The 25,239-nt window shown below is 68.7% G+C and carries 19 protein-coding genes; 12 read left to right on the top strand and 7 right to left on the bottom strand.

The annotated features are described in order from the left end of the window. Nucleotides 1-160 precede the first annotated feature (160 nt). Nucleotides 161-1,831: a 3-(methylthio)propionyl-CoA ligase gene (locus ACFJIX_RS15295; protein ID WP_377161460.1), complete on the bottom strand. Its 1,671-nt coding sequence runs from the start codon at nucleotides 1,829-1,831 to the stop codon at nucleotides 161-163. Between the two features lie 279 nt (nucleotides 1,832-2,110). Between ACFJIX_RS15295 and ACFJIX_RS15290 the strand changes: the two genes are divergently transcribed. Beyond that, the gene (locus tag ACFJIX_RS15290) at nucleotides 2,111-3,652 is read left to right on the top strand and encodes a methyl-accepting chemotaxis protein (protein ID WP_377161458.1); all 1,542 of its coding nucleotides are present in this window, start codon (nucleotides 2,111-2,113) and stop codon (nucleotides 3,650-3,652) included. A gap of 3 nt (nucleotides 3,653-3,655) precedes the next feature. On the opposite strand, the gene minE is transcribed toward ACFJIX_RS15290, so the two are convergent. The 3 genes from minE to minC are packed head-to-tail and all read right to left on the bottom strand — an operon-like array spanning nucleotide 3,656 to nucleotide 5,731. Beyond that, complete coding sequence (minE, locus tag ACFJIX_RS15285) at nucleotides 3,656-3,919, bottom strand: cell division topological specificity factor MinE (RefSeq protein WP_088403459.1); 264 nt, start codon at nucleotides 3,917-3,919, stop codon at nucleotides 3,656-3,658. Nucleotides 3,920-3,936: 17 nt separating this feature from the next. Continuing rightward, nucleotides 3,937-4,749, bottom strand: a complete 813-nt coding sequence (minD, locus tag ACFJIX_RS15280) for a septum site-determining protein MinD (protein WP_297526444.1) — start codon at nucleotides 4,747-4,749, stop codon at nucleotides 3,937-3,939. Nucleotides 4,750-4,798: 49 nt separating this feature from the next. Further along, nucleotides 4,799-5,731 (bottom strand): septum site-determining protein MinC, encoded by a 933-nt coding sequence (gene minC, locus ACFJIX_RS15275; RefSeq protein ID WP_377161455.1) that lies wholly within the window; start codon nucleotides 5,729-5,731, stop codon nucleotides 4,799-4,801. A 969-nt stretch (nucleotides 5,732-6,700) separates the two neighbouring features. Between minC and ACFJIX_RS15270 the strand changes: the two genes are divergently transcribed. The 4 genes from ACFJIX_RS15270 to ACFJIX_RS15255 all read left to right on the top strand — a co-directional run bounded on the left by ACFJIX_RS15270 (nucleotide 6,701) and on the right by ACFJIX_RS15255 (nucleotide 11,087). Then, complete coding sequence (locus tag ACFJIX_RS15270) at nucleotides 6,701-7,693, top strand: bile acid:sodium symporter family protein (RefSeq protein WP_377161453.1); 993 nt, start codon at nucleotides 6,701-6,703, stop codon at nucleotides 7,691-7,693. A 93-nt stretch (nucleotides 7,694-7,786) separates the two neighbouring features. After that, nucleotides 7,787-9,832, top strand: coding sequence for a methionine--tRNA ligase (metG, locus tag ACFJIX_RS15265; protein ID WP_377161451.1), 2,046 nt, complete (start codon nucleotides 7,787-7,789; stop codon nucleotides 9,830-9,832). A gap of 126 nt (nucleotides 9,833-9,958) precedes the next feature. Next, on the top strand, nucleotides 9,959-10,162 hold the full coding sequence (locus ACFJIX_RS15260) for a DUF3460 family protein (protein WP_377161449.1): 204 nt from the start codon (nucleotides 9,959-9,961) through the stop codon (nucleotides 10,160-10,162). A 49-nt stretch (nucleotides 10,163-10,211) separates the two neighbouring features. Next, nucleotides 10,212-11,087 (top strand): segregation and condensation protein A, encoded by an 876-nt coding sequence (locus ACFJIX_RS15255; RefSeq protein WP_377161447.1) that lies wholly within the window; start codon nucleotides 10,212-10,214, stop codon nucleotides 11,085-11,087. Nucleotides 11,088-11,190: 103 nt separating this feature from the next. Here ACFJIX_RS15255 and ACFJIX_RS15250 read toward each other — a convergent pair whose 3' ends face one another. The 3 genes from ACFJIX_RS15250 to ACFJIX_RS15240 all read right to left on the bottom strand — a co-directional run bounded on the left by ACFJIX_RS15250 (nucleotide 11,191) and on the right by ACFJIX_RS15240 (nucleotide 13,454). Then, nucleotides 11,191-11,931, bottom strand: a complete 741-nt coding sequence (locus ACFJIX_RS15250) for a response regulator (RefSeq protein ID WP_377161445.1) — start codon at nucleotides 11,929-11,931, stop codon at nucleotides 11,191-11,193. Nucleotides 11,932-12,272: 341 nt separating this feature from the next. Then, complete coding sequence (locus ACFJIX_RS15245; protein ID WP_377161443.1) at nucleotides 12,273-12,725, bottom strand: MaoC family dehydratase; 453 nt, start codon at nucleotides 12,723-12,725, stop codon at nucleotides 12,273-12,275. Between the two features lie 63 nt (nucleotides 12,726-12,788). After that, nucleotides 12,789-13,454 (bottom strand): ParA family protein, encoded by a 666-nt coding sequence (locus tag ACFJIX_RS15240; RefSeq protein ID WP_377161441.1) that lies wholly within the window; start codon nucleotides 13,452-13,454, stop codon nucleotides 12,789-12,791. A 444-nt stretch (nucleotides 13,455-13,898) separates the two neighbouring features. Between ACFJIX_RS15240 and ACFJIX_RS15235 the strand changes: the two genes are divergently transcribed. The 7 genes from ACFJIX_RS15235 (at nucleotide 13,899) to kefC (ending at nucleotide 25,239) form a co-directional block, all read left to right on the top strand. Beyond that, complete coding sequence (locus ACFJIX_RS15235; RefSeq protein WP_377161439.1) at nucleotides 13,899-15,170, top strand: hypothetical protein; 1,272 nt, start codon at nucleotides 13,899-13,901, stop codon at nucleotides 15,168-15,170. A gap of 25 nt (nucleotides 15,171-15,195) precedes the next feature. Next, entirely contained in the window at nucleotides 15,196-20,112 is a 4,917-nt protein-coding gene (locus ACFJIX_RS15230; protein WP_377161437.1) for an Ig-like domain-containing protein, read from the top strand. 59 nt (nucleotides 20,113-20,171) lie between these two features. After that, a complete protein-coding gene (locus ACFJIX_RS15225; RefSeq protein ID WP_377161435.1) occupies nucleotides 20,172-21,044 on the top strand; it encodes a calcium-binding protein in 873 nt (290 codons plus the stop codon). A gap of 9 nt (nucleotides 21,045-21,053) precedes the next feature. Further along, entirely contained in the window at nucleotides 21,054-21,725 is a 672-nt protein-coding gene (locus tag ACFJIX_RS15220; protein WP_377161433.1) for a hypothetical protein, read from the top strand. Beyond that, entirely contained in the window at nucleotides 21,715-22,545 is an 831-nt protein-coding gene (locus tag ACFJIX_RS15215; RefSeq protein ID WP_377161431.1) for a hypothetical protein, read from the top strand. Before ACFJIX_RS15220 ends, ACFJIX_RS15215 begins: the two co-directional genes overlap by 11 nt. A gap of 67 nt (nucleotides 22,546-22,612) precedes the next feature. Then, complete coding sequence (locus tag ACFJIX_RS15210; protein ID WP_377161429.1) at nucleotides 22,613-23,275, top strand: NAD(P)H-dependent oxidoreductase; 663 nt, start codon at nucleotides 22,613-22,615, stop codon at nucleotides 23,273-23,275. Next, complete coding sequence (kefC, locus tag ACFJIX_RS15205) at nucleotides 23,275-25,239, top strand: glutathione-regulated potassium-efflux system protein KefC (protein ID WP_377161427.1); 1,965 nt, start codon at nucleotides 23,275-23,277, stop codon at nucleotides 25,237-25,239. The genes ACFJIX_RS15210 and kefC overlap by 1 nt, the downstream gene beginning before the upstream one ends.

Genomic DNA, 25,239 nt, shown 5'->3' with positions numbered 1-25,239 from the left:
GGCGACCGCGGCGAGCACCGTGCGGCGCGGCGTGACGAAGGTCGAAAGCTTGCGGGTCTGGTTCATGTCTGTCTCCGGAGATGTTGTTGATGTAGGACGCTGAACAGCAAGGAAATCGCAGGGATCCCGATGACGCGCGGGGTCGCGGGAAGGCGGGGGCTCAGCAGCCCGGCAGCTTGTGGCCCTTGAACTGCTCGCGCAGCTTGAGCTTGAGCATCTTGCCGGTGGCGGTGTGCGGGATCTCGTCGACGAAGACGACGTCGTCGGGCACCTGCCACTTGGCGATCTTGCCCTCGTAGAAGCCGATCACGTCCTCGCGCGTGAGCGCCGCGCCCGCGTCGGTGGGCTTGCGCACGACGACGAGCAGCGGCCGCTCGTCCCACTTTGGATGCGCGACCGCGATGACGGCGGCCTCGTGCACGGCGGGATGCGCCATCGCGATGTTCTCGACGTCGATCGAGCTGATCCATTCGCCGCCGGACTTGATCACGTCCTTGCTGCGGTCGGTGATCTGCATGAAGCCGTCCGCGTCGATCGCGGCGACGTCGCCGGTGGGGAACCACAGGCCGGCATCGCGGCCGTCCTCGCCGGTGACGCGGATCAGCGGCGAGCCCTCATGACCGAAGTAGCTGTCGATCACCCAGGGACCGCGCACGACCAGGTTGCCCGAGCTCTTGCCGTCCCACGGCAGCGCGCGGCCGCCGTCGTCGACGACGGCCATGTCCACGCCGTAGATCGCCTTGCCCTGCTTCTCGAGCAGGCGGCGCTGCTGTTCCTGGGGCAGTTCCAGCTGGCGGCTGCTGAGCCGCGACAGCGTGCCCAGCGGCGACATCTCGGTCATGCCCCAGGCGTGGATCACGTCGACGCCGTAGTCGTCCATCAGCGTGCGCAGCATCGCCGGCGGACAGGCGGAGCCGCCGATCACCGTGCGCTTGAAGGTCGAGAACTTCAGGCCGTTGGCGCCGACGTAGTTCAGCAGCCCCAGCCACACGGTGGGCACGCCGGCGCTGAAGGTGACCTTCTCGGTCTCGAAGAGCTCATAGAGCGACTTGCCGTCCAGGTGCGGCCCGGGCAGCACCAGCTTGCAGCCGACCAGCGCGGTGCTGTAGGGCAGCCCCCACGCGTTGACGTGGAACATCGGCACCACCGGCAGGATCACGTCGCGCCGCGAAGCGGCCATCGCATCCGGCAACGCCGCGCCGTAGGCATGCAGGACCGAGCTGCGGTGGCTGTAGACGGCGCCCTTCGGATGACCGGTCGTGCCGCTCGTGTAGCAGATGCTGGAGGCGGTGTTCTCGTCGAACTCGGGCCAGACGTAATGCCCGTCCTCGGCGTCCACGAGTTCCTCGTAGCAGCGCAGGTTCGGGATCGAGGACTCGGCCGGCATGTGGGCGCGGTCGCTCATCAGGATGAAGTGGCGCACCTGGCCGAGCTGCGGCGCGATCTTCTCGACCAGCGGCAGGAAGGTCAGGTCGAAGCACAGCGCGCGGTCGTCGGCGTCGCCGGAGATCCAGGCGATCTGCTCGGGGAACAGGCGCGGATTGATCGTGTGGCACACGAGTCCGGAGCCGGACGTGCCGTAGTAGATCTCGAGGTGGCGGTGGCCGTTCCAGGCCAGCGTGCCGACGCGCTCGCCGGGCTGGAGCCCGAGCCGCGCGAACGCCTGCGCGAGCTGCCGGGCGCGGAACTCCACCGCGCCCCAGGTGGTGCGATGCAGGTCGCCCTCGACCCGCTTGCTGACGATCTCGGTATCCCCGGAATGGCGCGCCGCATGCTGGATCAACGATGAGATCAGCAAGGGCATCGACATCATCTGGCCCATCAGTGCCATGTCGTCTCCTGGATATTGTGGCCGGTGCCTCTCGGCTGCCGGGCCGCGCGGGACGCGATCCGGGAGCGCACGGGCGCCTTGATTTCGGCTGTTCGAGTCAGTCTATCGACCGCCCCCGGGCGCCTCGCGTCACCCTAGTGACGCGGCGGCGTTTCCGGCATAGGGGATTACACGGGACCGCGACGGGCGCAATCACTCTTGGCAGCGTCACGAAGCGATGCTCAGAATCGGTGCGTCCAGGTCCTCTCATCGAAAAACCAGAACCTCCAGGAGACAACGATGCGGCTCAACGACCTTCCCCTGACCAGCAAGCTCAACGGCGCGATCGTGCTCTTGATCGTGGCGATGCTCGTGGTGGGCATGTTCACGCTCTGGCGCAGCGATCGCATCACCAGCGAGTCCACCGCGGCGATCCACGATGCGCAGGACATCATCCGCAAGTCCGTCCAGTGGCACGGCATGACGCAGACGGCGGTGGCGCGCAGCATGGCCAGCGCGATCAGTTCGGACCCGGCGGTGGGCGAACTCTTCAAGGCCAACATCGCCAACGACGCGCCGGAGGTGGCCAAGCTGCGCGAGCGGATCTCCGCGGAGGCCAAGCGGCCGGAGGACCAGGCCAAGCTCAAGGAGATCGTCGGGCTGGGGCAGACGCTGCTCGCGGCCAGCAAGAAGGCGCGCGAGGCCGGCGCGTCCGGCGACTGGAGCGCCACCAGCCGCATCGTGCAGAACGAGTACGTGCCGTCGGTGAAGGTCTACCTCGACGCGATCGGACAGTTCGTCGCGATGCAGGAAGGCCATGCGGAGGAGGCGCGACAGGCTGCGGCCGACGCGCGCACGGCGCTGCGCTGGCAGGCGGGATTGGGCGCCGTCGTGATCGCGGCGGTGGGGCTGTTCACCGCGTGGCTGCTGAGCCGCGCGATCGTGACGCCGATGGCGCAGGCGGTGAAGGTCGCCGAGGCCGTCGCGGCCGGCGATCTGCGCTCGCAGATCCGCGTCGACAGCCGCGACGAGACGGGACAGTTGCTGGGCGCGCTGCAGCGGATGAACGAGAGCCTCACCCGCATCGTCGGTCAGGTGCGGATGAGCAGCGACTCGATCGCGACGGGCACCGGCGAGATCGCCAGCGGCAACGCCGACCTGTCGCAGCGGACCGAGGAGCAGGCGGCGAACCTCGAGCAGACGGCCGCGTCGATGGAAGAGCTCACCGCGACGGTCAAGCAGAACGCCGAGACCGCGCGCACGGCGACGCAACTGGCGCAGAGCGCCTCCACGGTCGCGGCCGAGGGCGGCCAGGCGGTGCAGCAGGTGGTGGCGGTGATGCGTCAGATCGACGAGAGCTCGCGTCGCATCACCGACATCATCGGCACCATCGACGGCATCGCGTTCCAGACCAACATCCTCGCGCTGAACGCAGCCGTCGAGGCGGCACGCGCCGGCGAGCAGGGACGCGGCTTCGCGGTCGTGGCCAGCGAGGTGCGCGCGCTGGCGCAGCGCAGCGCGGCGGCTGCCAAGGAGATCAAGACATTGATCAGCGACAGCGGCACCAAGGTCGAGGCCGGCACGCGCATCGCGGGTTCGGCGGGCGAGACGATGGGCCAGATCGTCGACCAGGTGCAGCAGGTCTCGGTCCTGATCGCGGAGATCAGCAACGCGAGCGCCGAACAGAGCCAGGGCATCGACCAGGTCGGCGACGCCATCACGCAGCTGGATCAGGTCACGCAGCAGAACGCCGCGCTCGTCGAGGAATCGGCCGCCGCGGCCGAGAGCCTGAAGCAGCAGGCCGCCCAGTTGAATCAGGCGGTCGCTGTCTTCAGGCTGTGAGGGTCAGAGCTTGCGGCCTTCCGGCAGCTCGATCTTGACCTCGAGGACTTCGAGGTCGTCCTGGCGTTCCATGTGGACCTTGATGTCGTCCGGGTTGATGGAGACGTACTTCGAGATGACCGCGAGCAGCTCGCGCTGCAGTTGCGGCAGGTAGTCGGGGCTTGCGCCGCGACCGTTGCGTTCATGGGCGAGGATCAGCTGCAGGCGCTCCTTGGCGACGCTGGCGGTGCTTTTCTTTTCGCCCAGGAAGAAGGACATGAATCCCATGGTCTCTCCCTTGGGTGTCAGCGACTGAACAGACGCTTGAAGAAGCCCGGCTTCACGGCCTCGACGAAACGCATCGGCTTGTCCTCGCCCAGGAAGCGGGCGATGACATCGGCGTAGGCCTCGGCAACATCCGTTCCCTTCATGTGGATCGCCGGCAGACCCTGGTTGGAGGCCTGCAGCACCACTTCGCTTTCCGGGATCACGCCGATCAGCGGCGTGCGCAGGATCTCGTGGATGTCCTCGAGCGAAAGCATCTGCCCGCCTTCGACCCGGTTGGGGTTGTAGCGCGTGATCAGCAGGTGCTCCTTGACGGGCTCCTTGCCTTCGATCGCGCGTTTGGTCTTGCTGTTGAGCATGCCCAGGATGCGGTCGCTGTCGCGCACCGAGGAGACCTCGGGGTTGGTCACGACCAGCGCCTCGTCGGCGTAGTGCATGGCCATCAGCGCGCCGGTCTCGATGCCGGCCGGCGAGTCGCAGACGATGAAGTCGAACTCCATCGCCTTGAGCTCCTCCAGCACGCGCTCGACGCCTTCCTGCTTGAGCGCGTCCTTGTCGCGCGTCTGCGAGGCGGCCAGGATGAAGAGCTTGTCCAGCTGCTTGTCCTTGATCAGCGCCTGGCTGAGCTTGATCTCGTCGTTGATGACGTTGATCAGGTCGTACACGACGCGGCGCTCGCAGCCCATGATCAGGTCGAGGTTGCGCAGGCCGACGTCGAAGTCGATCACCGCGGTCTTGTAGCCGCGCATCGCGAGGCCGGTGGCAAAGCTGGCACTGGTGGTGGTCTTGCCGACGCCGCCCTTGCCGGAAGTCACCACAACGATCTTGGTCATGGGTCGAGGTCCTTTTTTCAGAGTGTCTGGTGGGGGATGGTCCGCGGGCTCAGGCGCCCAGCGGCTCCATCAGCAGCTTCTCGCCGTCCAGGCGGACCTGCGCGGCCTTGCCGCGGACGTTGTCCGGCAGCGGGTTCTCGCTGGTGCGATAGATGCCGGCGATGGCGATCAGCTCGGCCTCGAGCTGCTGCGCGAAGATCCGCGCGTCGGTGTTGCCGCGTGCCCCCGCGATCGCCTTGCCGCGCAGCGGCGCGTAGACGTGGATGCTGCCGTCGGCGATCACCTCGGCGCCGTGGTTCACCGCCGCCAGCACGACCAGGTCGGCACCCTTGGCGTAGACCTGCTGGCCGGAGCGCAGCGGCTTGTCGACGTAGACGGTCTTGGTTTCGGTCGGCACCGGCACTTCCACCGGACGCTCGACGACGACTTCCTTGATCACCTGCTGGACGACCTTCTCGACACGAGGCTCACGGGACTCGCGTTCGGCGCGCACCGGCAGGTCGGGCGCCTCGGCCAGGCCCAGTCGGGCCGCCTGCGCCAGTTCCGCGGCGTTCGCGCCGACCACGCCCACCGGCTGCAGGCGGTGACGGCGCAGCAGCGGCAGCAGCGCGGCGATGTCCACGCGGGCGACGGGTTCGGCGGCCTCGCCGGCCGTGCCGGCCGTGTCGGTCGGCCTCTCGGCCTCCAGGCTCAGTTGCCCCTGCCCGTCGATCGCCGGCACCGGCTCCGCGCGCTGCTCCGTCGCCTCGGCGGCGTCCGCCACCGCCGGCAGCTGGCTCAGGTCGAGCAGCAGCGGGTCGTGGTGGAACGCGTCGGGCGTCTCGCCCAGCTTGGCCTGGAGTTCCGCGTCGAGCGCGGCCGGATCGGCCGTCTTCAGGACGAGGGCGAGCAGGCTCAGCGAGGCGCTCTTCAGTTCAAAAAGTTCCGGGGACTTGCCGGCGGCCGACCGCCCCGATGAATTGCCCGCCACTGCCTGCGTCATGAAAGAAATGAGGAATGCGTTTGCAAAGTCGCGGATTTTAGCGGTGCGGCGAGGTCCTCCCTTTAGGGGCCTGCCCGCCCGCGCGGTGCTGAAACCCATCAGTGCCCCATCGCAGGCTTGTCATGTTCCGTCCCCGCGTCGTCACGAACCGGCCACGGGTCGCCTCATTTTCGAGCAAACCACCGGAATACCGGTCGTGACAAGCACTTGCAAGCGTCATCGCCAGGTGACACACATGCTTGTCCACAGGGGCGGGGGATAGATCGTCCGTTCGGAGGGACGACGGCCGGTTCCGCCGGTCGCCTCTTCCGGCGTCATCGGAGGGTTGTCAACCCAAAAATCGAGGATGCGGGGCTTGACTTATCCCCATTGAGCCGCTCCACGGGTCCGGCGGAGCCCGCTGCTGCGTCGCAGCTGCTCGTTTTCCCGGGACGCCGCCAAGTCATTGATTCATATAGCGCGATTTCGCTTGCCCGGAAATGAGGCACGGAACCTCGAGAGTCCGTCGATCAAGGGTTTAGAGCAGTCCCCGGCAGGTTTCCCACACAGTTATCCACAGTCTCGGTGGATAGCTTTCGGCGGTCTTTGAAATCAAGCATTTAGCGCGCTTGCTTGAACCGCAGGACGAGGTCGGACACCCCTTCGACGGGGTGCCGAGGGGTGTCCGGGCGCTGCGACAGGCCCCCGTACCGTTACAAATCCGGTCAGATCTGCCGATGACGGCCGCGCCCCGCTGGGCGAATGCCGTCACGAATGCACCAGGCCGCGTCACGAATCCGACATCCGGGGCGACCAGCGTTTCAGCAAGCGGTCAAATCGGGGGACGGCAAGGCCAATGACAGGCGGGCAAGTCACGGTCCCGATAGAGTCCCTGCCTTTCTTCCTGCTCGGGCCACGCTTGGCCTCCGTCAGGTCTCCTGCTCCCCGATGGTGGTGACGTGCCGGCCGCGCGCTGGCGAAAGGTTCGCGATGGGCATCCGGTCCTGGCTCCGCAAGGAGTGGTTTCTGCTGGCGCTGGTCGGCGCGGTGGCGCTGGCCAGCTTCTGGCCGGAGCTGGGCCGCAGCGGCGGGTGGCTGCGGCTGGAGGTGGTCAGCAACTGGGGCGTGGCGCTGGTGTTCTTCCTGACCGGGCTGGGCCTGTCCGCCGCGGCGCTGCGCGACGGCGCCCTCAAGTGGAAGGTCCACGTGCTGGTGCAGCTCAGCACCTATGCCCTCTTCCCGCTGCTGTGGTGGGGATTCAGCGCCCTCTTCGGCCGCTGGCTGCCGCAAGACCTGGCCCTCGGCTTCGCCTACCTCTGCGCGCTGCCGTCGACGATCTCGTCGTCCGTCGCGATGACGGTGCTGGCCAGGGGCAACGTGCCGGCCGCGATCTTCAACGCCAGCGTCTCCAGCCTGCTCGGCATCGTGCTGACGCCGCTGCTGGTGGCGCTGATGGCCGGCACCAGCGGCGCGACGCTGCCCTTCGGCGAGGCGGTCTGGAAACTGACCCAGCTGCTGCTGCTGCCGCTGGTCGCCGGCCAGTTGCTGCGTCCGGTGCTGCTGGGCTTCTACACGCGCCACAAGTCGCGGATCACGCTGATCGACCGCTGGGTGATCATCCTGCTGGTGCTGTCGGCGTTCAGCGACTCGGTGGCCTCGGGCCTGTGGCGCGACCACGGCGCGGAACTGCTGGTCAAGGCCGCCCTCGGCGCGGCGCTGTTCCTGGCGGTCGTCATCGTGCTGAGCCGCCTCGCGGCCCGCGCGATGGGGCTGCCGGTCGAGGACGAGATCGCCGCGGTGTTCTGCGGCTCGAAGAAGACGCTGGCCTCGGGCGTGCCGATGGCCAAGCTGCTGTTCGGCGCGCATCCGGCGGTCGGCGTGATCGTCCTGCCGATCATGTTCTATCACCAGCTGCAGCTGATCCTGTGCTCGTGGCTCGCCCAGCGCTACGCGGCGCGCCCATCTCCGCCATCCGGCGCCTAAAATGGCCGGTTCCCCCTCGCGCGACCGCACGGCCCATCCAGGGTCCGGGCGTGGGGAGGAGAACCGCAGCCCCAAAGCAGGCCCCATCGCGCCATGACACGCAAGATCTTCGTCACCACCGCCCTCCCGTACGCCAATGCGAATTTCCACATTGGCCACATCATGGAGTACACCCAGGCCGACATCTGGGTGCGCTTCCAGCGGATGCAGGGCAGCGAGGTGCACTTCGTCTGCGCCGACGACGCGCACGGCGCGCCGATCATGATCGCGGCGGAGAAGGCCGGCAAAAGCCCGCAGCAGTTCGTCACCGACATCGCGTCGGGGCGCAAGCAATACCTGGACGGCTTCCACATCAGCTTCGACAACTGGCACTCCACCGACGGCGCGGAGAACCACGAGCTGTCCAAGGAGATCTACAAGTCGCTGCGCGCCAACGAGCTGATCGCCGTCAAGACGATCGAGCAGTTCTTCGACCCGCAGAAGTCGATGTTCCTGCCCGACCGCTTCATCAAGGGCGAGTGCCCGAAGTGCGGCGCGAAGGACCAGTACGGTGACTCGTGCGAGGTCTGCGGCGCGGTCTACACGCCGACGGAGCTGAAGAACCCGTTCTCGGTGTTGACCGGCGCGACGCCGGTGATGAAGAGTTCCGAGCACTACTTCTTCAAGCTGTCCGATCCGCGCTGCGTCGACTTCCTCGAGCAGTGGACGCAGGCGCCCGGCCGGCTGCAGCCGGAAGTGCTGAACAAGATCAAGGAATGGTTCGCCAAGGACGAGGACGGCAAGGGCGGACTGGGCGATTGGGACATCAGCCGCGACGCGCCCTACTTCGGCATCGAGATCCCGGATGCGCCGGGCAAGTACTTCTACGTCTGGCTGGACGCGCCGATCGGCTACCTGGCCTCGCTGAAGAACTACTTCGGCAAGATCGGCCGCGACTTCGACGCCTTCATCAAGGACGAGTCCACCGAGCAGATCCACTTCATCGGCAAGGACATCACCTACTTCCACACGCTGTTCTGGCCGGCGATGCTGCACTTCAGCGGCCGCAAGACGCCGAACCACGTGTTCGTGCACGGCTTCCTGACCGTCAACGGCGGCGAGAAGATGTCCAAGAGCCGCGGCACCGGCCTGGATCCGCTGAAGTACCTGTCGCTGGGCATGAACCCGGAGTGGCTGCGCTACTACCTGGCCGCCAAGCTCAACAGCCGGGTCGAGGACGTCGACTTCAACCCCGAGGACTTCGTCGCCCGCGTCAACTCGGACCTGGTCGGCAAGTACATCAACATCGCCAGCCGCGCGGCGGGTTTCCTGTCCAAGCGTTTCGGCGGCCAGCTGTCGGCGGATGTCGGCGTCGAGGGCCGCGCGCTGCTGGACGGCCTGCGCGCGCACAAGGCGACGATCGTCGAGCTGTACGAGACCCGCGAGTTCGGCAAGGCGCTGCGCGAGATCATGCTGCTGGCCGACCGCGTCAACGAGTACGTGGACCAGAACAAGCCCTGGGACCTCGCCAAGCTCGAAGGCAAGGACCAGGTCCTGCAGGACGTCTGCACGGTCTGCATCGAGGCCTTCCGCCTGCTGTCGATCTACCTGAAGCCGGTGCTGCCGGCGCTGGTCGCCAAGGTCGAGGCCTTCCTGCAGGTCGCGCCGATGACCTTCGTCGACGCCGATCGCGCGCTGGGCGCGCACCAGATCGGCGGTTATGAGCATCTGATGCAGCGCGTCGACCCGAAGCTGCTGGAAGCGCTGTTCGAGCCGCCCGCGCCGCCCAAGGTCGTGCCCGGCGGCGAGGACCTCGCGCCCGAGATCAAGATCGACGACTTCGCCAAGGTCGACCTGCGCATCGCCAGGATCGTGAAGGCCGAGCTGGTCGACGGTTCGGACAAGCTGCTGCGCCTGACGCTGGACGTCGGCGAGGGCCGCCTGCGCAACGTGTTCAGCGGCATCCGCAGCGCGTATCAGCCGGAGCAGCTCGAGGGCAAGCTGACCGTGATGGTCGCCAACCTGGCGCCGCGCAAGATGAAGTTCGGCGTGTCCGAAGGCATGGTGCTGGCCGCCAGCCACGCGGATGAAAAAGCCAATCCCGGCATCTTCGTGCTGGAACCCTTCCCGGGCGCGCAGCCGGGCATGCGCGTGCGATAAGCCCACCCCCTGCCGGCTGACGCCGGCCCCCTCAAGGGGGCGAGCCCGAAGGCCCGGCGGAGCCGGCGCCTCGGACTCTGCCTGGTCAATACCTTAAGATTCACTGTTCACACACGAGAATTCGCCATGCCGCTGTTCTGGAAGAAGTACGAATCCGAAGTCACACAGTTCATCAACGGACTGAAGGCCCAGAAGCCGACGCTGGAAGCCGAACAGCGCGCCGGCCGCGCCCTGCTGTGGGACCGCGAGCAGGACCGCCAGGCGCAAGCCGGCTACAACGACGCGCGCGTGTCGCAGCAGCCCTACGTCTACCAGACCAAGTCCGAATAAGCGGGACCGCGGCCTCCCCGCCCCGTCCGGCCCGCCCGTCGTTCCCCGCGTGAGCAGCGCAGACGACCACCGTGACACCGCCCTGACGCTGCCGGATCCCCCGGCGGATCAGGGCGGCGACGCTTCCACGCCTGAAACGGTCGACCATGTCGCCGTCGCGCGGCTGTACGGCGAACCGCTGTTCGCCATGCCGCAGGACCTCTACATCCCGCCGGACGCGCTGGAGGTCTTCCTGGAAGCGTTCCAGGGGCCGCTGGACCTGCTGCTGTACCTGATCCGCAAGCAGAACTTCAACATCCTCGACATTCCGCTGGCCGAGGTCACGCGGCAGTACCTCAGCTACGTCGAGCAACTGCGCAAGCACAACCTCGAGCTGGCGAGCGAGTACCTGCTGATGGCCGCGATGCTGATCGAGATCAAGTCGCGGATGCTGCTGCCGCCCAAGAAGTCCGAGGACGGCGGCGAGGTCGAGGATCCGCGCGCGGAACTGGTCCGCCGGCTGCTCGAGTACGAGCAGATGAAGCAGGCGGCGCTGCGGCTGGATCAGATGCCGGTGCTGGGCCGCGACTTCCTGCGGGCGCAGATCCACATCGAGCAGTCGCTGGCGCCGCGGCTGCCGGACGTGCACGTCGACGACCTGCGCGCGGCCTGGGCGGACCTGATGCGTCGCGCCAAGCTCAACCAGCACCACAAGATCTCGCGCGAACAGCTGTCGGTGCGCGAGTACATGTCGCACCTGCTGCGCCGGCTCCAGGGCGAGCGCTTCGTGGAGTTCGAGGACCTGTTCGACCTGGACAAGGGCCCGCAGGTGCTCGTCGTGTCCTTCATCGCGATGCTTGAGCTGGCGCGCGAGCGCCTCGTCGAGATCACGCAGGCGGAAGCCTTCGCGCCGATCTACGTGCGGCTGGCCTACTCACCGAGCTGACTGCCGGCGACCTTCGCCAGCGATGGCCGTCAGCCATGGAAAACGCCGGGTCAAGCCCGGCGTTGTTGCTTCGGCGAGCGTCGCGGGGACGTCTGAACCGGTCTCAGCGGAAGGTGGTGAACGCGGCGTTCGGCTGCCGCTGGACCATCTGCCCCACCGCCAGCACGGCTTGCGTGCGCGAGCTGACCCCCAGCGCCTTCAACACCGCGGCGACGTGGTCCTTGATCGTCTCGACCGACACGCCCAGTTCGCGCGCGATGATCTTGTTCGGCTTGCCTTGCAGCAGCAGCGCCAGCACATCGGTCTGGCGCGGCGTCAGCTGCAGGCTCTCCAGCCCGGCCGTGGTCTGGTAGCCGGCCTGGCTGGCCAGCGCCTGGACCTGATGCAGCTTGGCGTTCCCCGACGTGGCGTCGGCGATGGCGACGGGCTCCGGTTCCGGCGCCACGTCCGAGCCCAGCGACATCGGCGGCACGTAGATCCCGCCCGACATCACCAGCTTCAGCGCCTGCGCCAGCACGTCGTTGCTGGTGCGTTTGGGGATGAACCCCATCGCGCCCTGGTCGATCGCGCGGATCACGTCGCTGGCGCGGTCGGAGGCGGAAATCACCACCACCGGCAGCGACGGGTATTGCGCGCGGAACTCTTCCAGCACGTCGAATCCGCTGGCGTCGCCCAGGTTCAGGTCCAGCAGCACCAGGTCGAAGTCCTGGCGCGACTTCAGCGTGTCGCGCGCCTGAGCCGCACTGTCGGCGCCCAGCACCTGCACATCTTCTCCCAGGCCTTGAATCACAGTCTGGAGCGCGGCCAGGATCAGCGGGTGGTCGTCGATCAGCAAAACCCTCACGGGTGTCTCTCCTTGGATGGTCGGACTTCGACGAGGGGAGACTCCCCACCGGCCGCACCGAATAACTTTCGAATCAGGGCGCGATCATAGGCGGGCGCCTCCAGGCAGGCACTCCCCCTTACGGTGGCATCTGAAACAGTAGAAAGTTCTATTGGCAAACTGACATTTTTGTATTCGCACATCGCGGTATCGACGTGTGAAGGCCGTCCGTCGAGTGTGACGGCGGAAAAATCCAGCGTCTGAAATGATGGAAATGCCACCGACGGGCGGTCATCGCCCGCCGGTCTGGGCGTCATCGGCGAGTCGTCGGAGACCCGTCGGAGACTCGTTGGAGAGGCAGATCAGCGGTACTGGCGCGTCAGCGATTCCGCGATGCAGACCGGCTTCCCGCCGGCCTCGCGCTCGACGGTCACCTCGACCATCATCTGCACCCCACCGTCGACCGGCTCCAGGCGCTTGAGCACGAAGCGCCCCCGCAGCCGGCTGCCGACCGGCACCGGTGCCGGGAAACGCACGCGGTCCAGTCCGTAGTTGATGCCCATGCGGACCTCCCTCACGCGGAAGGCGGTCTCGTAGAAGCGCGGCAGCAGGCTGAGCGTCAGGAAGCCATGCGCGATGGTGGTACCGAAAGGACCCTCCGCGGCGCGCGCCGGGTCGGTGTGGATCCACTGCTGGTCCTCGGTCGCGTCGGCGAAGGCCTGGATCCGCGGCTGGTCCGCCGCGATCCAGTCGGACACGCCGATTTCCTGCCCCACCAGGGGCGCCAGGTCTTCCAGCTTCTCGAACATCCGCATCCCGGTCTCCTGTCGTTCTGAAAACTTCAGCGCCGGCAGGTCCCGGGAACGGGAGGCAAGGGGTCAGGCCTTGCCTTCCTTCACCGGCCGCTCCAGCCAGGCGCAGAGTCGTTGCCACTGTTCCAGATCGCGGGCCACCCGGCCGGGGGCGATGTCCCAGAGCGTCAGGCCGCGAGCGGCCAGTTGCACGTAGTTCTGGGTGTCGCGCAGCTCGGCCAGCAGCGGCAGCCCGAGCTGCTCGATGAACTGGTGCAACTGCTGCTGCGACAGCGTCCCCTCGCGCACCCGCATCGCCACCAGGCCGATGTCGGGCCCGCCGTTGGACTTGTCGCCGGGCTTGCCGCGATCCTGGGACGCATCTTGCAGTTCGCGCACGAAGTCGTATGTCGCCTGGATGTCAAAGAGGCTGGGCTGCAGCGGCACGACGACGCGGTCCGCCACCTTGAGCGCCTGCGTCAGCTTCTTGCCGTGCAGGCCGGCGGGGGTGTCGAGCACCGCGTGCGAGACGCCCTTGGGGGCTCGCAACTGCTCGGTCGAGGCGAGCTCCCAGCCCCGGACCGCCGGCACCTGGGCGGGACGCTGCGCCAGCCAGCGCGCGGAGGACTGCTGGCGATCGATGTCGCCGAGCATCACCGCACGGCCACGATGGGCCAGATACCCCGCGATATTGCTCGCGAGCGTGCTCTTACCCACCCCACCCTTGGGATTGGCCACCAGGATCACCGGCATCGCAGCACCCTTCGTTCGGATGAAGAAACGCGGGAATCTTAGGTGATCCGCGACCGCAAAAATCAGGCGGCCGGCAAATACGCCCTCGCGTCCGCCGCAGCCGCCGGGTTGTCATCCGACAAATCATGAGCGGCAACTTCCCACCCAATATTGCTGGTTGACCAGCCCATAGCTGCGCACTCCCGAGTTTTGGCGCCAACTCGTGTCATTCAAATACGAATTTCGAGCTGAACAATTCGTCTTCGGAATGTCCATCGGGAATTTTCTTGTGCATTCGAGCCGCTTGAGCCTCCTCGTCCCGAGGGAGCGGCTTGAAACCGCCAGCTCAAAACACCGGCCCGGCACCAATCACCCACGAGCCCCAGAAAACCGGATCACATACCCCGGGACCACAGGTATCCATATTCCATATCCCTTCCAGAAATTCCTGAACAGGCAACAGCCATGAATACTCGATTCAAACTGATGACCGCCGGCGACTGGCTTCGCGCGGCATGGCCATTCACCCTCGTGGCCGGCGGCGGCGCTCTGTGGTTCGGCGACGACATCCTACGCTCGATCCGGAACACGCCCCACCCGGCCCTGGTCTACATCATCCTGGGGGCCCTGACCGCCGCCGTCGCGCTCGCCTGGCTGGTCCTGCACCAGTTGACCCGGGAAGCGCAGACGGCCCGCGCGTGGCGCGATGCGGCTCCGGAGCAGTTCGCGTCGCGCCTGGGCTTCACGGCGCTCCGGTCGCCGTACCGCGATGCGTATGCGCTCGTGGCAGAACACGCGCTTCACCCCAAGGAGGTGAACCGGCAGGAACTGGAGCGCCGGCTCCAGGCTGCCGAACTCGCCTATGCGGAGCGGCTGTCCCTGCCGGGCTTCATCGCCGGAGCGCTCGTGGGCCTGGGCCTGGTCGGCACCTTCATCGGCCTGCTGGGCGCGCTGCAGGACCTGGCGGCCCTCTTCTCCGGCATGAGCGCCGCTTCCGGCGGCGATCCCGCCAGCCTCTTCAGCGGCATGCTGCTCAAGCTCCAGGCCCCCATGAAGAGCATGGGCACCGCGTTCATCGCTTCCCTGTACGGCCTGCTGGGCTCGCTCATCCTCGGTCTCACGCTGGTGGCGGTGAACAACGTCCGGCTGCGTGTCAACGCCACGGTCCATGACGCGATGTTCGATGCCTTCAACGGCATCGCCCTGGCCACGCCGGCCCGCGTCCGCCGTTCGGATGACCGGGACCATGGGGACCATCGGGACGACCGGGACCTGGCGTCCGAACGCTTCGTGTCGGCCCTGCTGTCGCTGACCCGAAAGCTCGACGAGCAGGTCGCCGCCCTGGCCGGGCTGCGCCATCCGCAGCTGTGGCTGGACGCCTGGTCGCAGATGAATGAGCAACTGGCCCGGCTGCGCGCGCAGGAAGTCAGCACGTCCCAGGCCCTGCTGCAATCGCTGCGCGATCAGACGCGGACCGTCGAGCGCGTCGCCGAGACGACCGCCGGGATGCACGCCCTGATGACGCAGTCCACCGCGCAGGACGCGCAGGCCGGCGTCGACCTGCGGCACGCCCTGCAGGAGTGCCGGCTGGCCTTCGAGGACGTGGCCGGGCGGCTGCGCTCGGTGCTCGCCCTGCAGCTCGATCAGGCCGATCGGCTCGCGGCTGCCGTCGACACGAACGTCCGTCCCCCCGTGAACCCCGCACCGGATGTCGCGCTGGCCTCGAACGCCAGCTGATCCCCACTCTCCATGGAGCCGCGCAATGGCTAACACTTCCCTCACTCCCGCTGCCGCCCCCGGCAAGAAGACCGTCATCAAGGTCCAGGCCTCGCTCGCCGACATCCACAACATCCGGCTGATGGACACCGACCTGGTGATCGTCCTGAAGTCCGGCAAGACGGCCGTGGTCCCCGACGGCGCGATCCGCGCCATGATGGATCCCGAGTTCACCCTCCAGTTCGACGATACCGAGGTCGCCGGCAGCGCCTTGCTGCGCCAGGCCGGCCGGATGGAGATCGGCGATCTGGCGTCGGTGGCCGTCAGCACGCCGCCGCCCGACGATGCCGCGGTCTGGCTCAACGGCGGGCCGTCGCCGGTCGCGGAGGCCACGGGGACGGCCGACCCGCTCGGCGGCAAGCTCAGCGCCCTGTCCGCACCGGAACCGAAAAGCTTCTCCGAGCATTGGGGGCCCTTGGCCAGCATCGTCGCCGCGGGCGGCGCGCTGCTCGCCGTCGCCATGGGGTCGTCGAAAGGACATGGCGGAAGCTCGACCTCGACCGCGTCGATGGCCTCGGCCGCGTCGTCGCCGGCCGGCGCGACAGCTGATCCGTTCTCGGTCTTCGGGACGATCACGGCGGGGCCGGTGCTGCCGAGCAACGACCTGCGCGTCGAAGTCCGCGACACCAGCGGTCGCGTGCTCGGCGCGTCCACGGTGGATGCGAACGGGCGCTACCAGATCAACGGCCTGAACGGCGCCTACGCCGGTCCCCTGCTGGTGACGGTCTTCAGCACGGGCGGCAACGTCGATTACGTGGACGTGGCCACGCACGCCGGCAAGGACCTGGCCGCGCCGCTGAGGGCCGCGGCGGTGCGCGGCAACGACACCCAGTTGCAGGTCAACGTCACCGCCGTCACCGAGCTCGCGGTGCGGGTGCTGGCGCCGACCGATGGCAAGCTCCCGGCCGACAGCGCCGCCGTGACGCACGCCAACACGGCCCTGTCGCGACTGCTCGGCCTGGGCGATTCCGACATCACGGCCAGCACCGCCAGCCCCGTGATCCTTCAGGACGGCAGCATCAGCGGCCATTCGAACGACTACGGACGCGTGCTGGCGCTGTTGTCCGGTGCCGCGTCGACCGATGGCGGCGACGATGCCGCGATGTCGCGACTGCTGGGCCAGATCGACACCTCGGGAACGGACTACCAGTGGAAGGCCGGCGCACCGGACCAGCCCCCGCTGTCCGCGCAGTTGGCCCAGGCGTTCAACGCCCTGCCCGGGACGAGTCGCACGGACGACCTGCGTGTCGCGTTGAACAAGGCCCTCGGCGCGAGCGGCGACACGATCGCGCCGGTGATGCGGAGCGTCACGCTGACCGGCATCGACAGCCATGGCGATGACAAGACCGGCAAGCTGGTGTCCGGCGACAAGCTGCGTGTCACGCTGTCGACGGATGAATCGACGCTCGTCGTCGGTTCGCCGACCCTGGGTCTCGACCTCGGCGGCCACACGGTCCAGGCTGCCTACACGGCCACGACGGCCGACGGCCGGCTGGTGTTCGAGTACGACGTGCAGCCGACCGACTATGCGGCTTCGGGCACGATCAGCGTCGTCGGCGTGACTGCGGATGATCTCGACAAGCTGGTGGATGCCGCCGGCAATGCGGTCGCCATCGCGCTTCCCGTCGCGGATCAGCCCCATCCCATCGCGGTAGGCACCCTCCTCCCCGGGGTCGGCGTGCGCTTGGGCGCGGCCGACGACACGGGGCTCCGGTCGGACGACGGCATCACCCAGTCCTCGCTCCTCCATGTCTCCCTCTCGGGCAGCGTGGGCAACACCGTCCATCTGTTCGAGGACCTGAACGGCAACGGCAAGCCGGACGACGGCGAGGCCCTGGGTGAAGCGTTGATCCCGCCCGGCGCCAGGGAGGCGACGCTGACGGTCACCCTGAAGGAAGGGCGACACGATCTGCTGGCTTATCAGCAGGATGCCGACGGCCTGACGGGTGCCAGTTCCGCGCCGTTTACCGTGGTCGTCGACAACAGCGCCCCTGTCGGCGCCAGGCTGCTGCTGACCGGCCCGGACCAGGTCACGCGCGGCGGCATGCCGTTCTCGCTGGTGGCGCATCCGAGCTTCTCGATCACGGCGGAAAGGGGCAGCCAGGTTGCCGTCTTCGAAGATCGCAACGGCGACGGCGTGCAGAACGACGATGAGCCGACGCTGCTCACCCACCTCCAGACCGGGTCCATGGACACCGTCGAGAGCACCGTCGCGCTGGGCGACGGCATGCATCCGCTGCGCATCCTCAGCACCGATGCCGCGGGCAATCGCAGCGTCTCGGACCTCCAGACCATCGGCGTGGCGACCACGCCGCCGCCGGCGCCCCGGGTCGGCCTGCTGCCTCAGGAAGACAGCGGCGCCAAGGATTCGGACGGCATCACGAGCAAGTCCCTGCTGCATCTGCAGGTCAGCGGCGAGCCAGGCAACACCGTGTTCGTGTTCGACGATCTCAACGGCAACGGCCAGTTGGATGACGGCGAACTGATCGGGCAGGGACCGGCGTCCGCTCAGGCAGGAACGCCGGTGTCGCTGCCGGCGAGCCTGGCCGAGGGTCGCCACGTGCTGATGGCCTATCAGCAGGACGACAACGGCTTCACCAGCGACCTGTCGACGCCGCAGATCGTGGTGGTCGACAAGACCGCCCCCGCTCAGGCGACGCTGGCCTTGGGCGGCTCGGAGCAGTTGACCGTCAACGGCCTGCCGGTGTCGCTGAACGCGATGCCGACCTTCGAGCTCACTGCGGAGAAAGGCGCCCGCGTGCTCGTCTTCGAGGACCTGAACGGCGACGGCGCGCAGGGCGCGGACGAACAGACCCTGGCCGAGCACACGCAGCTCGGCGGCCAGGACGAGGTCGACAGCGACATCAGCCTGAGCGGAGGCCGCCACGACCTGCGCGTCATCACGACCGATGCCGCGGGCAATCGAAGCGTCTCCGACATCCAGACCATCGGCATCCTCAGCAAGCCGATCGCCACGTCGTCATGGACGCTGGCGCCGGCGGACGACACCGGCGACCGCGCCGACGACCTGATCACCAGCCGCTCGACACTCCATGCGCAGGTGAGCGGCGATGCGGGCAACACCGTCTACCTGTTCGACGACCTGAACGGCAATGGCAGGCAGGACGACGGCGAGCTGCTGGCGTCGGCGCCCGTGCAGGACGGGAACGCCCAGGCCGCGCTGGTCTTCAGCCTCGCGGAGGGGAGCCATGTGCTGCGGGCCTATCAGCAGGACATCAACGGCTTGTCCGGCAACGTCTCCGCGCCGCGGACGGTCGTCATCGACCGGACCGCGCCGGCCGTGGGCAAGCCGGAACTGGGCGGGCCCGACAGCACGACCCTGAATGGCGTGCCGGTATCGACGTCGGCGACACCGCTGTTCGAGATCACCGCCGACAAGGGCAGCCGCGTGAGCGTCTTCGAGGATCTGAACAGCAACGGCCAGATCGACGCGGGCGAGCGGACGCTGATCGCCGATCACCTGCAGATCGGCGCTCGTGACGAGATCGCCAGCGCCGTCGCGCTGGCCGACGGCAGCTACGAGGTGCGCGTCCTGGCGACCGACGTCGCGGGCAACCGCAGCGTGTCGGCGATCCAGACCCTCTCGGTCGCGGCGTCCGCTCCGATCGCCCCCACGCTGGGCCTCGCGGCGGCGGACGATACCGGCGACAGCAGCAGCGACCTCCTCACCAACCAGCGCACCGTGTCGATCCAGGTGGACGGCACGGCGGGCACGACGGTGAAGCTCTTCAACGACTTCAACCAGAACGGCAAGGAGGATGTCGGCGAGTCCGCAGGCTCGATCGTCCTTTCCGCACGGGATGCGCACGGCAGCGGGGCCGTGCAGCTCGTCGACGGGGTCAACCACCTCCACGCCTACACCGTGGACTCGCTCGGGCGAAAGAGCGCCGCCGGGGCTGACCTCGCCATCACGCTGGATCAGCAGGCGCCCGCGGCGCCCACCGTGCAGCTCGCGGTCGGCAGCGACACGGGGACGGCTGGCGACCAGGTGACCACGCTGGAATCGGTCGCGCTGGAGATCACAGGGGCCGCCGGCGCCCGCTTCGACCTCTTCGACGACCGGAACGGCAACGGCGTGATGGACGCGGGCGAGCTGCTGGCCACCGGCGCGCTGACGGGTTCCACGACGGAGGTCCAGGTCTCGCTGCACGAAGGCGTGCACGCACTGGGCATCACCGCCCACGATCCTGCAGGCAACGTGAGCGCGGCCACGCCGTACACGCTGACGATCAATCATTCGCTGCCGACCTTCGTGGCGGCCCGGACCCTCGAGCTCGATGGGCGTTCGCTGGCCAACACCGATGGGAACGACAGCCTGCTGCCCAACACGCCGTTGGGGACCGAGCGCCTGACGGCCGAGCACCTGGGCCTGTCCGACCCTGCGCCCGCGGAGGTGCTGATCACCTTCGGGCAGACGACCAACGTCACCCTCAGCGTCGACGGCGTCACGCTGGCCAGCGGTGGCAGCGTCTCCTTGCAGCAGGTGATGGACGGTCATGTCGGCATCGCCTACAGCCAGGACAACGCGTCGCTGCAATCCGGCGGTGTCTTCGCCTCAGCGGGCTTCGACGTGTCCAAGCCCGGCGCGACGACCGACACGGCGAGCGGCTCGCTCAACTTCGGCATCCTCCACGACGGCGGCGGGATCGTTGCCTATGGCGACGGGTCCGGCTACGGCCACGCGGGATCCAACAACAACACCGATCCGACCTTCACCGCACAAGCCGGCTCCGCGCAGGCGGACCAGCTGCTCGGCACCAGCCAGGGCGATCTGATCTTCGGCGATGGTTCGGGCGGTGGCGCGGGAGCGTCTCGAATACGCGGGATTCCCGCAACACGGCGGTCAAGCGGGCGGCGCGAACGATGTGATCTCCGGAGGTGACGGCAACGACGTCCTCTTCGGGGACGGTTTCTCCGGCAGCGATACCACCAGTACCGCGGGTGCCGGCGGGTATGGCGGCGGTGGTGGCGGTGGCAATGGCCGAAGCTACTACACCGCCGGTGTCGGTGGCCTCGGCGGTGTTGGCGCCGGCGACGGCGGGACCCAGGAGGGCTCGGCCGTCAACGGTCAACCCGAACACGCTCGGCGTGGCACTGGGCGGCGGCGCCGGTACCACCCGGGGCAGTTTCATCACCGGCGGCGGCGGCGCCAGCGTTGGAGGAGGCAGCACCCAGTACACCGCCGAGTTCGACGGCGCCCAGAACGCCGCGCTGCACCAGTACGACAACACCGGCTCGGCGGACAGTGCCATCGCCGGTGCGCGCGCCGCCTTCCTGGACGGCCCCGGCGGCAGCAACGGCGAAAACCGCCTGTTCACCCAACGCATGGGCGTCGGCAACGACACCATCGATGGCGGTGCCGGCGACGACGCCATCATGGCCGGCAACGGGGACGACCTGATCACCGGCGGTCGTGGCAACGACATCCTGTACGGCCGCGGCGGTTCGACGGCCGCGGGAACGGACAACGACCTCTTCGCCTGGCACCGCGGCGACGCGGGCACCACCGGCGCCATCGACGTGATCCGGGACTTCGGCGCCAGTGACGGCAACAAGGATCGGCTGTCCCTGCTGCCGATGCTGGAGGGCCGCGCAGGACCGGCCGACGACCTCTCGGCATGGATCAAGGTCTTCAACAACGCGGCGGCACCCGCCGGCGTGGCGGGCGCGGACGCGGGCACGTCCGGCGCACTGATCGTCATCGACGTGGACGGTGACGGGCCGGGCCACGTGCTGCAGCAGATCTACCTGAGCGGCGTCACGCTGGCCACGACCGACGTGCAGACCTTGGTCAGCAACGGCAGCGTCCTCTGAGCGTCCATCATGCGAGCGTCCTCCAGAAGCCCCAACGTGTGGCCGGGCTACGTCGCCGCCGTCGCCGGGCTGGCGATCACCCTGCTGCTGGTGATCGCCATCCTGGGCGGCAACCTGTTCCTCGTAAGCCAGGCGGCCATGCATGAACTGCCCCCGGCCGATCGCGACGACGATCCGGCCAGCCAGTCGCCGTTGGCGGCGGCGCCGCCTGAGCCCGTCAATGCGGGCGCGCCGGTGCCGGAGCCGCCGCGCAGGGACTGGCCCACCGTGTCGGCGGCGGCGCCATCACCGCCTCCGGGCCCGTCCAGCCTCCGCGCGCCGCGCCCATCCACGCCCGCCGGGCGCATCGCCTTGACCTTCGACGAGGACGCCCACGCGCTGGACGACGAGGTCCGCGCATCGCTGCGGACCGCGCTGTCCTCGCTGCCTGCGGAGCGACGTGTGCGGCTCACCGCCGTCGTGCCCGTCGACGCGTCGGGCACCACCCGCCGCGCCGCCTACATCCGACTCATGGCGGTGCGCAACGCGCTGCTGGACCTGGACATCGCGGCGGGCCGCATCCAGTTCGCGCTGGACGAGGCCGGCGCGCCGTCCGGCCCGTCCGCAGCCGAACCCGGCGCGCGAACCGTCGTGATCGAGGCGCTCCCCGCCGCGATCGAAGGAGAACACCATGCACGCTGAACGCTCGGACACCATCGACTTCTGGCCCGGCTACGTCGACGCGCTGATCAACGTGGTGCTGAACCTGCTGTTCGTGGTGTCGATCTTCTGTGGCGGCCTGCTGGCCACCGGATTGCAGATCGCGAGCCCCTCGCGGGTCCGCGAGCCGCCTCCCGTGGCCGTGACGCCCGCTCTCGTCGAGCCGGGCCTCGTGGAGTCTTCCGCCGTCGAAGCGGCACTCGTCGCGCCGGCTCCGCAGGTTCCGCAGACGTCCGCGACGCCGGTCCGGCCAGCAACGCGCGAGATCGACCTGAGCGAGGCACCCATACGCGAAGACGAATCGCCGGCGCCTCGCGGTACCACCGCGCCCGCGCTGGAGAACGGTCCTCCCGGCTTGCCGACGCTCACGCTGCACGTCCGGTCGTCCTCCGCGTCTCCGGTCGAGGCAACGCCGGTCCGCATCGAGCAGGTTGCCCTGCCCGCTGGCGGATGGCGTCTGCAGGTCAGCTTTGCGATTGGTGCGCTGGGATTGGATGAGGCCGCGAGCGCGACGCTGGCACGCTGGATGACGTCCGAACGGCGGGACCGGACGATCCAGATCGCCGCCTCCACCGACCTCGAACAGACCACGGCTCGCCAAGCCACCTATCGCCGCCTGATCGCCGTCCGCGATGCCTTGGTCGCCTTGGGCCACGCGCCGGCGAGGATCGAGATCCGCCTCCTGCCTGGCGGCGCATGGCCCGAGCGCCGAGGCGGCACGGTCTGGATACGGGAGATGTCCGAAGCGTCCCCTGCGGCGCCCGCTGAGACATCCTCTGCGACGGCGTCCGCAACGCCGTGACGAGCCCCCGCCGGGTCTCCCTCCGGGGAGGCCCGGCGGCGGCAGAGGTGCCGGATACTCCGGTTCCATGAGCTCGTCAGCCCCGACCCCTCCCACCTCCCCCTCCTCCGCCCCTGGCGCGCCGCCGATCCTCATCCTGGCCGCGCATCCTGACCTGGCCCATTCCCGCGTCACGCGGGCGATGCTGTCCGCCGCGCACGGGCTGCCCAACGTCCGGGTGCGCGACCTCTACGCGCTGTATCCGGACTACGCCATCGACACGCATGCGGAGCAGGAAGCGCTGCGCGACGCGGAGATGCTGGTCTGGCTGCATCCGCTGCACTGGTACGGCATGCCCGCGCTGATGAAGCTGTGGGTGGACGAGGTGCTGAGCGTGGGCTTCGCCTACGGCCAGACCGGTCACGCGCTGCACGGCAAGGAACTGTGGCTGGTGACGTCGGCCGGGGGGAGCGAGCACTCCTACAGCGCGGAGGGCTACAACCGCCATCCGGTCGGCGACTTCCTGCTGCCCTATGCGCAGACGGCCGCGCTCTGCGGCATGCGCTTCCTGCCGCCGCTGATCCTGCACGGCGCGCAGAAGGCGCCGGCCGAACAGATCCAGGCCCATGCGCAGGCCTTCATCGAGGGGCTCCGCGCCCTGCCCGCCTGGTGCGAGCACCAGCCCGACCCCGCCCAGGAGACGGTCCCCGACGACGAGCGCCCGGTGCGCGAGGAAGGAGCGCCGGTCTGATGGACATCTCCACCCCGATGTCCGCGGCGTCCGCCGCGATGACCGCCGCCTCCGCCGCCGTGACCGCGACGGAAGCCGCGGCGCATGGCGCCCATGGCAACTGGCTGCTGACGCCGCTCGTCCTGCTGGCCGCCGCGGTGCTCGCGGTGCCCCTGGCGCGCGGGCTGAAGCTGGGCTCGATCCTGGGCTACCTGGTGGCGGGCGTGCTGCTCGGCCCGCAGGTGCTCGGGTTGATCAGCCAACCGGCGACCGTCCTGGAGGTCGGTGAATTCGGCGTCGTGCTGATGATGTTCCTGGTCGGCCTGGAACTCGAGCCCAAGCGGCTGTGGGCGATGCGCCGGCCGATCTTCGGCTGGGGCTCGGCGCAGATGCTGGGCTGCGCGGCGCTGCTGCTGATCCCGTCCTTCTTCCTCGACGCCGACTGGCATGCCGCCGTCATCGCGGCGCTGGGGCTGGCGATGTCGTCGACGGCGGTCGCGCTGGCCACCCTCAGCGAGAAGAACCTCGGCAACACGCGCGCCGGACAGAGCGTCATCAGCGTCGCGCTGCTGCAGGACATCGCCGCGATCCCGGTGCTGGCGCTGGTGCCCATCCTCGCGAGCCAGGGGCGGCCCGCGGCGGGGCACTCCGGATATCGCATCTGGCTGGCGCTCGGTGCGCTGGTGCTGATCGTGCTCGGCGGCCGGCTGCTGCTGCGACCGCTGCTGCGCTGGATCGCGCGCAGCGGCACGCCGGAGATCTTCACCGCCGCCTCGCTGCTGCTGGTGCTGGCCGCGGCCATGCTGATGCAGAAGGTCGGGCTGTCGATGGCGCTGGGCGCGTTCGCGGCGGGCGTGCTGCTCGCCGAAAGCGAATATCGCCGCGCCCTCGAGGCCGACCTGGAGCCGTTCAAGGGCCTGTTGCTCGGGATGTTCTTCATCGCCGTGGGCATGGGCCTGGACCTGACGGTGCTGTGGCAGAAGCCGTTCGCGGTGCTCGGCCTGCTGGCCGCGCTCTGGCTGTGCAAGGGCCTGGTGCTGGCGGTACTGGGCCGCGCGATGGGCCTGCCCCGGCCGGAGCGCGCGGTCTTCGTCATCCTGCTGGCGCAGGGCGGCGAGTTCGGTTTCGTCGTCTTCCAGCTCGCGGAACAGGCCACGCTGCTCGACGCGGGGCAGCGCTCGGTGCTGGTGGCGGCGGTCGCGCTGTCGCTGGCGCTGACGCCGGCACTGCTGGCCTGGGCGCAGCGGCGCGCCGGCCAGATCGAGCGCAAGTCCCCGCACGAGCTCACCGAACAGCAGGAGTCGCCGGTGATCATCGCGGGCTTCGGTCGCTACGGGCAGATCGTCGGGCGGATGCTCTTCGCCAACGGCATCCCGGCGACGGTGCTGGACCACGACGCCGACACCGTCGAATCGCTGCGGCGCTTCGGCTGGCGGGTGTTCTGGGGCGACGCGACGCGGCTGGAACTGCTGCGCACCGCCGGCGCCCAGCATGCGCAGGTGCTGGTGCTGGCCGTCGACGACTTCAACCACAGCGTCAAGATCGCCGAGATCGCGCGCCAGCACTTCCCGCACCTGACCATCGTCGCGCGGGCGCGCAACGTCCAGCACTACTACGCGCTGCGCGAACTGGGCGTCGAGCTGATCGAGCGCGAGACGCTGGACTCCGCGCTCATGAGCGCGCGCAGCGTGCTGCAGCAGCTCGGTTGGGAGCCGCACGCGGCGCGGCAGATGGCGTGGCGCTTCCGGCGGCATACCGTCGAGCAGACCGAAGAACTGCGCCCGCACCGCGGCGACCTGGACACGCTGATCGCGATGTCCAAGCGCGGTCGCGAACAGTTGGAGGAGCGGCTGGCGGCGGAACGCAAGGCGCTGGCGGAAGGCAAGGCCCGCAACCCCTGGCAGGAGCCGCACCTGGCCCCCGGCGCCGCCCCGGGCGCGGCGCCGGTGCCTTCGTCCGAGCATCCCCAACCCGACAAGGCCTGA

This window comes from Roseateles sp. UC29_93 (assembly GCF_042695725.1).
GTDB classification, from domain to species: domain Bacteria; phylum Pseudomonadota; class Gammaproteobacteria; order Burkholderiales; family Burkholderiaceae_C; genus Roseateles; species Roseateles noduli_A.
This window is presented reverse-complemented; position numbering and strand designations above follow the sequence as displayed.